This is a genomic window from Blautia sp. 1001283B150304_161114_C9, from assembly GCF_015668165.1.
Classification (GTDB): domain Bacteria; phylum Bacillota; class Clostridia; order Lachnospirales; family Lachnospiraceae; genus Blautia_A; species Blautia_A wexlerae.
Genome location: NZ_JADPGO010000004.1, coordinates 78,536 through 92,734, shown reverse-complemented (window position 1 = coordinate 92,734; position 14,199 = coordinate 78,536). Strand labels below are relative to the sequence as shown.

General features: G+C 44.5%; 7 protein-coding genes. 6 read left to right on the top strand and 1 reads right to left on the bottom strand.

The genetic code is table 11. The annotated features are described in order from the left end of the window. Positions 1-63 precede the first annotated feature (63 nt). Both I4V44_RS03305 and I4V44_RS03300 read left to right on the top strand, forming a co-directional pair. Entirely contained in the window at positions 64-1,050 is a 987-nt protein-coding gene (locus I4V44_RS03305) for a radical SAM protein (protein ID WP_196002324.1), read from the top strand. Between the two features lie 20 nt (positions 1,051-1,070). Continuing rightward, positions 1,071-1,568 carry a helix-turn-helix domain-containing protein gene (locus I4V44_RS03300; protein WP_196002323.1) on the top strand — a complete coding sequence of 166 codons (498 nt, stop codon included), beginning with the start codon at positions 1,071-1,073 and terminating at the stop codon, positions 1,566-1,568. 136 nt (positions 1,569-1,704) lie between these two features. Here the strand turns inward: I4V44_RS03300 and I4V44_RS03295 are convergent, their stop codons facing one another. Next, positions 1,705-2,391, bottom strand: a complete 687-nt coding sequence (locus I4V44_RS03295) for a type II toxin-antitoxin system PemK/MazF family toxin (RefSeq protein ID WP_144094043.1) — start codon at positions 2,389-2,391, stop codon at positions 1,705-1,707. Positions 2,392-2,469: 78 nt separating this feature from the next. On the opposite strand from I4V44_RS03295, the gene I4V44_RS18470 reads away from it, so the two are divergent. The 4 genes from I4V44_RS18470 to tet(40) all read left to right on the top strand — a co-directional run bounded on the left by I4V44_RS18470 (position 2,470) and on the right by tet(40) (position 13,731). Beyond that, positions 2,470-9,819, top strand: a complete 7,350-nt coding sequence (locus tag I4V44_RS18470; RefSeq protein WP_442859976.1) for a DEAD/DEAH box helicase family protein — start codon at positions 2,470-2,472, stop codon at positions 9,817-9,819. Further along, positions 9,800-10,174, top strand: coding sequence for a TnpV protein (locus tag I4V44_RS03285; RefSeq protein WP_001129922.1), 375 nt, complete (start codon positions 9,800-9,802; stop codon positions 10,172-10,174). The genes I4V44_RS18470 and I4V44_RS03285 overlap by 20 nt, the downstream gene beginning before the upstream one ends. A 366-nt stretch (positions 10,175-10,540) precedes the next feature. Next, positions 10,541-12,460 (top strand): tetracycline resistance ribosomal protection protein Tet(O), encoded by a 1,920-nt coding sequence (gene tet(O) / locus I4V44_RS03280; protein ID WP_109215033.1) that lies wholly within the window; start codon positions 10,541-10,543, stop codon positions 12,458-12,460. Between the two features lie 50 nt (positions 12,461-12,510). Beyond that, positions 12,511-13,731 (top strand): tetracycline efflux MFS transporter Tet(40), encoded by a 1,221-nt coding sequence (tet(40), locus tag I4V44_RS03275; protein ID WP_109215034.1) that lies wholly within the window; start codon positions 12,511-12,513, stop codon positions 13,729-13,731. Positions 13,732-14,199 lie beyond the last annotated feature (468 nt).

Below are 14,199 nucleotides of genomic sequence, written 5' to 3'. Positions count from 1 at the left end.
GCATTGTGATGGGGCTGCATGGATTTTCCATGCGGCCCTTGAACTTGCAGAAAAGAGGTGCAAATGAAAATAGGATTGGTGGACTGTGACAGCCATAATTTTCCTAATCTTCCCCTTATGAAAATTTCTTCCTACCATAAAAACAAGGGTGATACCGTGGAATTTGCTTCTTTAGGCAGTCATTATGAAAGGCTGTACGCCAGTAAGATTTTTACAGAGTCACAGGATTCGGAGATGCCGGGATATGATGAAATTTTCCGGGGCGGCAGTGGTTATGATCTGGAAAATGCTCTGCCCTATGAAATGGAACACAGTTATCCGGATTACAGCCTGTATCCTGCGCTTACGAAAGATACGGCATTTGGATTTTTGACGAGAGGATGTCCACGGAAAAATCATGGGTTTTGCATTACTTCCCAAAAGGACGGGTGTGTGAGCAGGAAAGTGGCAGATTTGCAAGAGTTCTGGCGGGGGCAGAAGAGGATTATCCTGTTGGATCAGAATCTCCTTGCCTGTAGTGAGAAAATGGAACTTCTGGAACAGCTTGTAGATTCCCATGCACAGGTAGAGTTTAACGGTGGCATGGATGTCCGGCTTTTGGATGAGGAAATTCTTTCGGCACTTGAGAAGATAAAAGTGAAAGATTATCATTTCGCCTGGGATGACTCACGGGAAAATTTAGAGGAACAGTTTCGATTATTCCGAGATGCAGGACTGACGGCGGCGGGGCAATGCAAAGTGTATGTCCTGACCAATTACTGGAGTACCATGAAGGAAGATTTGTTCCGTATTTATACGCTGCGTAATCTGGGGTTTATGCCTTTCGTCATGATTTATGATAAACATAAATTTGTGGACAGTAAAGGAAGATGGCTTCCGGATGTGGATTTGCGGTACAGTGAAAAGCAGCTTCGGGATTTTAAGATTTGCCAGCATATGCAGAGGTGGTGTGGAAGGATCAATATAATAAAAAGCTGTCCGGATTTTGAAAAGTATGAACCGTATCGAAGATGGATGGAAAAAGGCTGTCCGGTACCACGGAAAATTTAAGTAGTAGATTGGAGAGAAGCATGACATTAGGGAAACGAATAAAGAGAATCCGTACATACCGTGGAATGACACAGAGAGAGCTGGGGATCAGACTGGGATATAAAGAGTCCGGGGCAGATATTCGGATTGCACAGTATGAAATGGGACACCGTAAACCAAAGAGGGATACGCTGTATAAAATGGCAGAAATTCTTTCTGTAAGTTCGATTCAGTTTATAAGACCAAAACAGGGAAGTCCGGAAGATTTGATGCAGATGTTTTTCTGGCTGGAAGAAGAAAACAAAGCTGCCATTCATGTGTTCAAAATAGAAACAGGACGGAGAGATGAGAACGAACCTAAGCAATATGCTCTGTCACTGGGCAGTAACGATGCGCAGTCACATTTTATTGGCATTAGATTTTCTTATGGTCAGATGGAGGCATATTTGAATGAGTGGATGGTCTGGCGGGAATGTTTGGCGAATGGTCAGATAACAGAACAGGAGTATTTGGACTGGAAATGGAACTGGCATATATAACAAAAAGAAGCTGCCATAAATGACAGCCTCTCGGTTACAAAATTACCAGGATTGCTCCTGCGTTTACATCATCATACTAGCATAAAGCGTATGGTTTGTCAAACGATTTTGTAATCATTATAGGGTATGTAAATAGCTAAATAATTATACCGCAGTTTTTCAGTTTTTCACTGATTTGGTTGAGAATACAAGGTTTGACATCACCAATCTTTTCAAAATGTACTCTGGATAAGCTGACTTGTGTGATGCGTGTTACATTGACCCAACGTGGCATTAGCGGGTAACCATAAACCTTATCAACTTTTACGTTATAATCCATTGATTTTGGTTCCTGAGAAGAAAGCGGTATTACAATCAGGGAATCCTTTAAATTTTTTAAGATGATTGCAGGATGCCTTCCACCAAACTCAGTGCCGATGTTGTAGCCAAAATCTACCCATACGACAGCCTTACGGATCAGGACAAGAGAACGAGCAATCATTTCAATATCTTCGCAGGGAACACTCTGTTTTTTGACAGAAATAACATATGTATCTGTTTCCTTATCATAACGGTAGTATTTTGATACAACAGCCTGCTTTTCCGGGCGAAGCCATTTGAAACTGGATGGCTTGATGATGTTCGGGAGTGCAGTAGGTGGTATCTGGAATGATTTTTCATTCAATATCAGGTTGGTCTTTAAGGTTGTCCATTTATAATATTCATTCGCTAATTTAAGCTGTTCAGGTTCATTTTGATCCACTTTGGAGAGATGATTCTGCAATGTAGAAACCGCTTCGTCCAAAGAATGGTTTGCATCTTCTAATGTGGCTGTATGTTTCATGATGTTCTCCTTTCGGAATGATGGTTTTATTTTAGCAGATTATGTAGCAGAGTACAACAAATAAAGGAGGGATTTTATTTGGCAAGAAAATATGAAATAATCTCAAAATTGGCAGAAGAAACTGCGAAAGAGGTTGTAAAAGATGAGACTGCGTGGAAGCGGTATCTTACCACTGCCGCAAGGATATATAAATATCCATTCCAGGAACAGTTATTGATTTATGCCCAGCGTCCGGATGCGACGGCCTGTGCCAGCATTGAAGTCTGGAACAGCCGGAAATTAAACTGCTGGGTAAATAAAGGGGCAAAGGGTATTGCCCTGATTGATGAGGAAAATTCCTATACACGGTTAAAATATGTATTTGACGTATCAGATGTCCATAAAGCCCGCAGAATCGGGCGTGATCCGTACCTGTGGGAATTAAAGCAGGAACAGGAACAATCCGTCATGAAACGTTTGGAACATATCTACGGGGAAACGGATGCAGAGAAGCCATTTGGTGACAGGCTTTTAGAAATTGCCGAGAGAGTGACCAATGACTACTATGAAGAAGTGGCAGAGGATCTTTTGTATCTGACAGATGGGAGTTTTCTGGATGGACTGGATGAATATTCCCTGAAAGTCCATCTGCGGGAAACACTGCAGGCCAGTATATCTTATACACTGCTAACCCGGTGCGGATTGGATGCAGAAGATTATCAGGATTCTATGAATTTTGATTTTATCCATGAATTTAATACGGTTTCGGTACTTTCACAGTTAGGAAGCAATACAACGGAACTTTGTAAACCAATTCTCATGGAAATCGGGAAAGCAATCCGTGTGTATGAACAGGAAATCTCTAAAAAAGAAGTTGACAATACTCAAAACTTACGCTACAATGCTTTAAAGCGTAAAAGCGAAACGCGGGAACAGAACATCGAAGAAAACAAAAAAGAGAATGATAGAGAAGAAAGGGGCAGTGTTTATGGAACTGACATATCAGAAGAACGGCGATTATTACATCCCGAATATCAAGATGGACGAACAGCCGGAGGGAATGCTGACGAAGTACGGTATCCTGCGGAGGGATTATCTGAAGGAGAACAAGAAAGGAGTTTATTCCGGGCTTCTTCTGAGCGGCAAATTGATGAACCACCTGCTGGAGATTCAGGAGACAGCAGAGCAGAGGATGGAACTGCTGACAGAGCAGATGAGCCAGAGCCAGGGCGTGAACGAGGAACTGAAAGAGAAAGAACCGACGAAGTGGGTGCAGATGATGAACAGCGTCCGACAGTCAGCGGAGGAGATGATTCTGACAGAACTGATTTACCGTTAGAAGAAAAGGAAGAACCGGAGATTACTCCGGAATATCCGGAAGAACCACAACTTCATATAGAACCAGAAAAATCGGACAGTGATGAGCTGCCCGATTTTTTGTCTTCTGAGGATGTAAATACGCTTCGTGGTGTCCTTTGCTTTGATGAATATATGAAAAATAAGCGTCCAGACATTGCCATGAAGTTTGTTTCCGAACCGGACGAGGCAAAGCGGACAGCATATATTAAAGAAAGTTATAACCAGGATTATTCCCTTTTTGATGTAGATGGACAGCGTGTGGGGTATAAAGCAGAGGAAGATGGACTTGTTGTCTGGGCGGGAAATTATCTTACCCGTACTTCAGAGACAAAGCTGTCATGGGATGCGGTCAGGGAGCTTCTGGACGATTATATCCGTGAAAATGTCTATCTTATACCGGAAGAAGTGAAAGAAACAGAAGAAAGAGGGGAGCCTGTTTATGAGCAGATGAACCTCTTTCCGAGTATGGCAGAACAGGTGGGAAATATCTCTATTGACCGGGCAGATGAGGTATTTTCATTGGCTGCATCCAATCCGATTACCGATGAAATGATTGACTATGTTCTGTTAAGCGGCGGCGGTCAGCAAAACAGCCGTTCCCGTATTTATGCCAAATACCAGAAAGGTCTGGATGCGGATACCATGGCAGAGTTCTTGAAGCGGGAATATGGTATGGGCGGTAAAGGCTTTACGTTTGAAGGAGAGCCTCTTTGCGTCTGGTACGATGAAGAAGGGATGAATTTCTCAAGGGGAAATGCGGCGAGATTTCATGCACCGCTGAAGTTATCCTGGAAGAGAGTGGAAGATTATATGCATGAACTGATCGTGTCAGGCAGATATATGGAGGAAGCAGAAGTCTGGCATGTGCCGGCACAGGAACGGATGGAACTGGCGTCAAAAATCTATTTCTTTTTCCGGGATGAATACGGAACCATGCCGGAGGAACCGGAACTGCGTATGAGTAGCTTTCCGGACAGTCAACAGGCATTGGCGGAAATGCTTTCCAACCCAGAGGGTATTGATAAAATACTTTATCATATGGATAAGGCAATCGGAGAACTGGACAGAGGAGAAGTAAAAGCAAGGTTCCGCCTGATTTATAAGCCGAAAGACATCCGTACCTCCGTGGAGGAACTGAAAAGGGAAAAGCTATCTTTTCCGTCAGCAAAAAAAGTGGAAGTGCCAGTAGAAACATTTATCACGCAGGACGAAATTGACTATAAGTTAAGTCGTGGAAGCAGTATGTCCGGCGGGTTATTCCGTATTTATGAGTTCTTTTTAAACAACCATAACAAGAAAGAGCAGGCAGATTTTTTAAAGAATGAGTATGGAATCGGAGGCTCCAGTCCTGCACTTGTGGGTGCGTGGCACAGTTATGCAGATTATGATGGAAAGGGTCTGCGACTGAGTAAAGGAAGTATTATGGAGCCGACAGCAAAGCTTTTGCTTACATGGACAAAAGTTGCAGAACGTATCCGGAAACTGATTGATATAGATCGTTTCCTTACTCCAAAAGCAAAAGAAGCCTTTGCAGCGTGGAAGGCAGAAAAAGAACAGAAAGCTTTGGAAAAAGCAAAAGGAAAACTGCAGGCTGAAGCGGAAATACCGGAAGAAACAGTTCAAGAGCCAGAGATAGAACAGGGTCAGAACGATCATCGTAAGGTGGTGGCACTGGAAAGTACAGAAGATTATACCGATTACAGTATCGGCTTTTTTACTTATCACTATCAGGATGGACGGCAAGGAATCCGCTATCGTTTTGTAACCATTGGAGAAGATGGACATTTAGAACCGTATTCGAAGCAAAGCAGTTTTTTTATCAATGAGGCTGTAGCAAGGGAATATCTTTCTGATCATGCAGAGGAAATTCGGGAAGTTCCTTATGATGAGCTGGTGCATGAAGCTGGAAAAAATCTGCAGGCACAGAAGTCGGAGCCGGAGAGTGGGAAAGCAGAAGTATCGGAACAGGAAGAAACTGCGGAAATAAATGAGGAGGCGGTAGAAACAGAGGAAGTGGATACTTCCGAGGTTGAGCCACTGATGCCGGATTTTGAAGCGAAATCAGAAGTTACAGTGCAAAAGACTGAGCCGGGGGATGAGATTGATCGAACGGGAGCTGTCAATTTTCATATAACAGATGATGCATTAGGTGCAGGAACTGCAAAACAGAAGTTTGAACGAAACATCGCAGCGATTGAGACATTACAGCAGATAGAGAACGAACATCGGATTGCAACAGAGGAAGAACAGCAGAATTTATCCGGATATGTGGGCTGGGGAGGACTTTCCGAAGCCTTTGATGAGAAGAATAGTGTATGGCATAACGAGTATCAGAAGCTGAAATTCTTGTTAAGCCCGGAAGAATATGCGTCTGCCAGAGAGTCTACCTTAAATGCCCATTACACATCCCCGACAATTATTCGTTCTATCTACGATACACTTGGCAGGATGGGATTTGAAAAAGGAAATATTCTGGAACCGTCTATGGGTATCGGGAATTTCTTCGGGATGCTGCCGGAGCGGATGCAGGACAGCCGCCTATACGGGGTGGAGCTGGACAGCCTGACCGGGCGGATTGCAAAGCAGCTTTATCCAAAGGCAGAGATTCAGATTTCCGGTTTTGAAAAAACAAACCATCCCAATGATTTTTTTGATGTTGTGGTGGGAAATGTACCCTTTGGACAGTATAAGGTGGCAGATAAACCCTATGATAAGCATAACTTTTTAATCCATGACTATTTTCTGGCAAAATCTCTGGATAAAGTGCGACCAGGTGGAATTGTAGCGGTAGTTACTTCTAAGGGAACCATGGATAAGAAAAGTCCTGCCGTCCGAAAATACTTGGCACAGAGGGCGGAGCTTCTGGGAGCGGTGCGTCTGCCAAACACAGCATTTAAGGCGAATGCCGGAACGGAAGTCACTTCTGACATTCTGTTCTTTAAGAAGCGTGATCGTGTGGTGGATCTGGAACCGGATTGGGTACATCTTGGAGAAAATGAAGATGGAATTGCCATGAACCAGTATTTCATTGAACATCCGGAAATGGTGGCAGGAAAGATGGAACTGGTATCCGGACCCTATGGCATGGAAGCCACGTGCAGCCCAATAGAGGGAAAATCTCTGGAAGAACAACTAAAGGAAGCAATGAGCCATATACAGGGAGAAATTGAAAACTCCGGTCTGGATGAGCTGGAAGATAATACAGAGAAAACGACGATTCCGGCTGACCCATCGGTGAAAAATTTCAGTTATGCGGTAGTAGATGGGGAAGTGTATTACCGGGAAAATTCCGTGATGAAGCCTGTGGAGATGACAGGAACCATGCAGGAGCGTATCAAAGGAATGGTTTCGCTTCGTGATACCGTCAATGATCTCATTGCCTATCAGTTGGAAGAATACGGAGATACCGTTATCCGGGAAAAGCAGGCAGAATTATCTGCGTTGTATGATGAGTTTACAAAGAAATTCGGACTTATCAATTCCCAGACCAATAAGCGGGCGTTTAATCAGGATTCCAGTTACTGTCTGTTATGTTCGTTGGAAGTCTTAAATGAGGATGGTACCTTGAAGTGCAAAGCAGATATGTTTACAAAGCGTACCATCAAGCGGCAGGAAACGGTGACTTCCGTAGATACTCCATCAGAAGCTCTGGCTGTTTCCATGAGTGAAAAAGCCTGTGTAGATATAAAATACATGGAAACGCTATTGGGTGGTTCCGAGCATTATGAGCGCATTGTGTCAGAGCTATCCGGTGTTATTTTTAAGAATCCGTTGAGTGACCCAGATGACCCATATGCCGGATGGGAAAACAGTGATGAGTATTTATCCGGAAACGTGCGGGAAAAGCTGTCTATTGCCCGCTTATCTGCAGAAACGAACCCGGAATATGCCGTAAATGTAGCGGCACTGGAACGGGTACAGCCGAAACTTCTGGATGCTTCCGAAATAGAGGTACGGCTTGGTGCAACCTGGGTAGACCCTAAATACATCAATGATTTTATGCGGCAGGTGTTTGAAACACCGGAGTGGAAGATGGACAAAGAGGTTATCGGAGTGCAGTATTCCCCGGTGACCGGACAGTGGAACATCAAGGGAAAGAATGCGGACAGCGGCAATCCTCTTGTGGAAGCTACTTACGGAACAGGCAGGGCGAATGCCTATAAAATACTGGAAGATTCCTTAAACTTACGAGACTGCCGTATTTTTGATACCGTCATAGAGGATGGCAAGGAAAAGCGTGTATTAAATAAAAAAGAGACTACTTTGGCAAGTCAGAAGCAGGAAGCTGTCCGGGAAGCCTATAAGGATTGGATCTTTCAGGATGCAGACCGCAGGGAGGCACTTTGCGAAAAGTACAATGAAATTTTCAATTCTAACCGTCCCAGAGAATTTGACGGAAGCCATTTGACCTTTCCGGGAATGTCCCCCGACATTACCCTGCGTCCGCATCAGAAAAATGCGGTTGCCCATCAGCTTTACGGGGATAATACTCTGCTTGCACATTGTGTGGGGGCTGGAAAAACGTATGAAATGGCGGCTGCTGCAATGGAGAGCAAACGGCTTGGACTTGCCCAGAAATCTTTATTTGTAGTACCGAATCATTTGACCGGGCAGTGGGCAAGTGAATTTCTGCAGCTTTATCCGGGAGCAAATATCCTTGCCGCTACGAAAAAAGATTTTGAACCTGCAAACCGTAAAAAATTCTGTTCCAGGATCGCTACAGGTGATTATGATGCAGTCATCATCGGGCATAGTCAGTTCGAGAAAATTCCATTGTCCAGGGAACGTCAGGAGCGCATCATCGAAGGACAGATTGATGAGATCGAGATGGCGATTGAAACGGCAAAAGCGGAGAATGGGGAGCGTTACACCATCAAACAGATGGAAAAAACAAAGAAATCCCTGCAGACAAGACTGGAACGCCTGAATGATACATCCAGAAAAGATGATGTCGTTACCTTTGAGCAGTTGGGAGTGGACAGGCTCTTTGTGGATGAGAGCCACAACTATAAAAATTTGTTCCTTTATACCAAAATGAGGAATGTGGCAGGTATCGCACAGACCGAAGCACAGAAGTCCTCGGATATGTTTGCAAAATGCCAGTACATGGATGAACTGACCGGAGGAAAGGGCGTTACGTTTGCAACAGGAACTCCAATCAGTAACTCCATGACGGAGCTTTACACGAATATGCGTTATCTCCAGTATGGTACTCTGCAGAGGATGGGGCTTGGACATTTCGACAGTTGGGCGGCATCTTTTGGGGAAACCATTACAGCCATTGAACTGGCGCCGGAGGGAACCGGATACCGGGCGAAAACAAGGTTTGCGAAATTCTTCAACCTGCCGGAGCTGATTGCAGTTTTTAAAGAGTCGGCAGACATCCAGACACCGGATATGCTGAAACTTCCGGTTCCGGAGGCAGTCTATGAAGATGTGGTGTTAAAACCCAGCGAATATCAGCAGGAAATGGTGGAAAGCCTCGCAGACCGGGCGCAGGCCGTCAGGGACAGACTGGTTGACCCGTCACAGGATAATATGCTGCGGATAACCAACGATGGAAGAAAATTGGCACTGGATCAGAGACTTGTCAATCCGATGCTGCCGGATAATGAAGATTCCAAAGTCAATGCCTGTGTGGAAAAGGCACTGGACATCTGGAAAGAGACAGCAGAGCAGAAATCTACTCAGTTGATTTTCTGCGACCTTAGTACACCGAAGGCTGTCGGTAAAGCAAAAGCTGAAATAAATGGAAAGGAAGAAGATGCAGAAGTTTTTGATGACGTATATCATGACATCAAAAGAAAATTGATGGCGAAAGGGGTACCGGAAGAAGAAATCGCATTTATACATGAAGCAAATACGGAAATAAGAAAGGCGGAGCTGTTCGCAAAAGTAAGAAGCGGGCAGGTTCGCTTTTTGCTTGGTTCCACTGCAAAAATGGGCGCAGGTACTAATGTACAGGACAAACTGATTGCCCTGCATCATCTGGATGTGCCGTGGCGTCCGTCTGATGTAGGACGGATTTTGCGGACATTCAAAATAAAAAAGAATGTGGAGGTAACAGACAATGGCAAAATCATTATTTGAGGAACTGGGCGGCAAATACGAAAGGCAAGGGGATTATTTGATACCGTGCTTAACTGTACCCGCCGAAGAAGAACAGGCAATAGGCATCTGGGGGCAACGGCATTTAGATTATCTAAAACAGTACCGTAAAGTTACATACACCAATCTTCTTACAAGCGGCAGGCTAAACGCCTACCTTGCCGACATCAACAGACAGGCACAGGAACGCTTTGAAAGGCTCATAGAGGGTATGAAACAGGCACAGGGCATAACGGAACAGCTAAAGGCAGAAAACGCCTTAGAATGGACAGGATGCCTCAATAACATAAGGGCTTGTGCGAGGGAGATTGTGGAAAAGGAAATTATTTTTGCATAAACAGATGATTAGTGGCAGGGGGAAATCCTGCCGCTTTTTCTGCTTTAGTTTGTCAGCTTGACAAATAAAGGGTTAAGGAGTATAATTAGATTCAGTATTATACAAGGAGCTAATAAATATGCGGCAAGGTATTCTTAAATAAACTGTCAATTTGATAGTGGGAACAAAAAGTAGCAGTCCCGTTTCACTTTTAATATGGGGCTTAGTTTTTTGTACCCAGTTTAAGAATACTTTTATCATGTAATTTTATATGCCCGAAAACATATAAGTGTTTTGGGGCTATTGGAGTTATTTACCCAGTGATAGGAGTATTTATCACTGGGTATTTTTATGCCCTTTTTTGGGTGTTGATAGGAGGAAAATCACATGAAAATAATTAACTTAGGCATTCTGGCTCACGTTGACGCAGGAAAGACAACATTAACGGAAAGTTTATTGTATACCAGTGGTGCAATTGCAGAACTAGGGAGCGTAGATGAAGGCACAACAAGGACAGATACAATGAATTTGGAGCGTCAAAGGGGAATCACTATCCAGACAGCAGTGACATCTTTTCAGTGGGAGGATGTAAAAGTCAACATTATAGATACGCCAGGCCATATGGATTTTTTGGCGGAAGTATACCGTTCTTTATCCGTATTAGACGGAGCAGTATTATTAGTTTCTGCAAAGGATGGCATACAGGCACAGACCCGTATACTGTTTCATGCACTACAGATAATGAAGATTCCGACAATTTTTTTCATCAATAAAATTGACCAAGAGGGGATTGATTTGCCAATGGTATATCGGGAAATGAAAGCAAAGCTTTCTTCGGAAATTATAGTGAAGCAAAAGGTTGGGCAGCATCCCCATATAAATGTAACGGACAATGACGATATGGAACAGTGGGATGCGGTAATTATGGGAAACGATGAACTATTAGAGAAATATATGTCAGGGAAACCGTTTAAAATGTCAGAACTGGAACAGGAAGAAAACAGGAGATTCCAAAACGGAACGTTATTTCCCGTTTATCACGGAAGCGCTAAAAACAATCTGGGGATTCGGCAGCTTATAGAAGTAATTGCCAGTAAATTTTATTCATCAACGCCTGAAGGTCAATCTGAACTATGCGGGCAGGTTTTTAAGATTGAATATTCAGAGAAAAGGCGGCGTTTTGTTTATGTGCGTATATATAGCGGAACATTGCATTTGAGGGATGTTATTAGAATATCTGAAAAAGAGAAAATAAAAATCACAGAGATGTGTGTTCCGACAAACGGTGAAATCGTCCCGGCTGACCATGCCTGTCCGGGAGAAATTGTTATTTTAGCTGATGATACTTTGAAACTGAACGATATCCTGGGAAATGAAAAACTCCTGCCTCACAAAACACGGATTGATAATCCCATGCCATTACTTCGGACAACGGTAGAGCCGCAAAAGCCGGAGCAAAGGGAAGCCCTGTTAAATGCCCTCGCAGAGATTGCTGATACAGACCCTCTTTTGCATTTTGACATTGATACTGTTACCCATGAGATTATGTTATCTTTTTTGGGGAATGTGCAGATGGAAGTCATTTGTGCCATCCTTGAGGAAAAATATCATGTGGAGGCAGAAATAAAAGAGCCTACTGTTATATATATGGAAAGACCGCTTAGAAAAGCAGAATATACCATCCACATAGAAGTCCCGCCAAATCCTTTCTGGGCTTCTGTCGGGTTGTCCATAGAGCCGCTCCCTATTGGAAGCGGAGTGCAGTATGAAAGCAGAGTTTCACTTGGATATTTAAATCAATCGTTCCAAAATGCGGTTATGGAGGGGGTTCTTTATGGCTGCGAGCAGGGGCTGTATGGATGGAAAGTGACAGACTGTAAAATCTGTTTTGAATATGGATTGTATTATAGTCCTGTAAGTACCCCCGCAGACTTTCGGCTGCTTTCCCCTATCGTATTGGAGCAGGCTTTAAAAAAAGCAGGGACAGAACTATTAGAGCCATATCTCCACTTTGAAATCTATGCACCGCAGGAATATCTCTCACGGGCGTATCATGATGCTCCAAGGTATTGTGCAGATATTGTAAGTACTCAGATAAAGAATGACGAGGTCATTCTGAAAGGAGAAATCCCTGCTAGATGTATTCAAGAATACAGGAACGATTTAACTTATTTCACAAATGGGCAGGGAGTCTGCTTGACAGAGTTAAAAGGATACCAGCCAGCTATTGGTAAATTTATTTGCCAACCCCGCCGCCCGAATAGCCGTATAGATAAGGTTCGGCATATGTTCCACAAGTTAGCTTAACAGCTTGCAAAAGTCATATAAAATGAGATTTGAAAGGAGAATGTAACTTCATGTTTGCTAAAAATTCAAAGGCATATTCTGTCTACCTGCTGTTCCGATTTGTCTGTTCCCTGGCGGTTTCTATGTCCACAGTGCTTTCCATCGTGTACCACCTGGAGGTGGTGCAGCTGGATGCTTTCCAGCTTGTCCTGGTAGGGACGGTTCAGGAGACCTCCTGCTTTCTGTTCGAGATGCCCACCGGTGTGGTGGCGGATTTGTATAGCCGTCGGCGCTCGGTGCTGATTGGAATGTTCCTCTACGGCCTGGGCTTTCTGATGGAGGGTGCGCTACCGTGGTTCGCGCCGGTTCTGCTGGCCCAGGTTGTCTGGGGTTGCGGTGATACCTTCATCACCGGCGCTCTGGAGGCGTGGATTGCCTCGGAGGAAGAGGACAAACCCATAGACAAGGTGTTCCTGCGGGGCAGTCAAATGGGGCAAATCGGCGGCGTTCTGGGCGTGGTGCTGGGCACACTGCTGGGAAACATAAACCTGCAAATGCCTCTCATCTTGGGGGGCAGTTTGTGCTTGTTGTTGGGGCTGGTGATGGTTCGCATCATGCCAGAAACCAACTTCTCCCCTGCTATTGAGGAACGGCAGGGCTTGCTTAAAGACTTTGTCTGCCTGTTCAAGCTCAACCTGGGCTTTGTGAAAGGCGCACCTGTGTTGCTGGCGCTCTTAGCAATCACACTATGCGGGGGACTTGCCAGTGAAGGCTTTGACCGGCTCTCCACCGCTCATTTTCTGGATGACACGGTAATACCCGTTATCGGGCCGCTGAACAGCGTCACTTGGTTCGGTGTTATCAGTCTTATCGGCAACGGCTTAGGTATTCTGGCTTCTCAGTTGCTCATCGCCCGCATGGAGAAAAAAGGGACTGTCAGCCGAACCAGTGTGGTCATGTCCACCAGCGCCGGGTATATCCTGTTCCTGGTTCTCTTCGCGGTGGGGCGGAGCTTTTGGTTCATGTTGTTGGTGTTCCTGCTGGCGGGGCTTATGCGCACCATCAAGGAGCCTGTGCTGGCCGCCTGGATGAACGACCAAGTGGATGAGAAAATGCGCGCCACAGTCTTTTCCACCAGCGGACAGCTGGACTCTTTCGGGCAGATCATCGGCGGGCCTATTGTGGGGCTGGTAGCCCAGCAGGTGTCCATACCCTGGGGGCTGGTCTGTACCGCTTTCCTGCTGTTGCCCGCGCTGTTCTTAGTGCCGGTGGCGGGAAAGAAGCGGGATTGATATGGCATAGTTAAGTTTACTGACGAGCGGGAGATTACTTCCGCTCGTCTTCATTTAGTAGCGCAAAATTTGAGGACTCTTTATTTCCTTATTCGGTATAGCGGAGGCGGCTGTCAATTCGACATAATTTTCTTGTGATACTTTACCGTACATGAGCATTTGTTTCGTATTTGAAAGAACAAACTCACCAAATAAAAAAAACGATATTCGGGTGGGTTATTTTGTTATACCCTAAATTACCCTCTGAATTTGTTTTTAAATTTGGAGGGATTTTTTTATGTCCTTTTTTCGGGCAGTTATCTATCTGCTCATACGAAGCAAAATTTATCAATACATAGCATATCAGAGAACGGCAGGAAACCAGTTAAAAAAATTTCTGCCAGTGCAACGGTACTTCTCACCTTGAAAGTAGAAGTACAATCTCCATACAATAGAATTACTATTTCCTATAACCGTAAAGGTCACAGA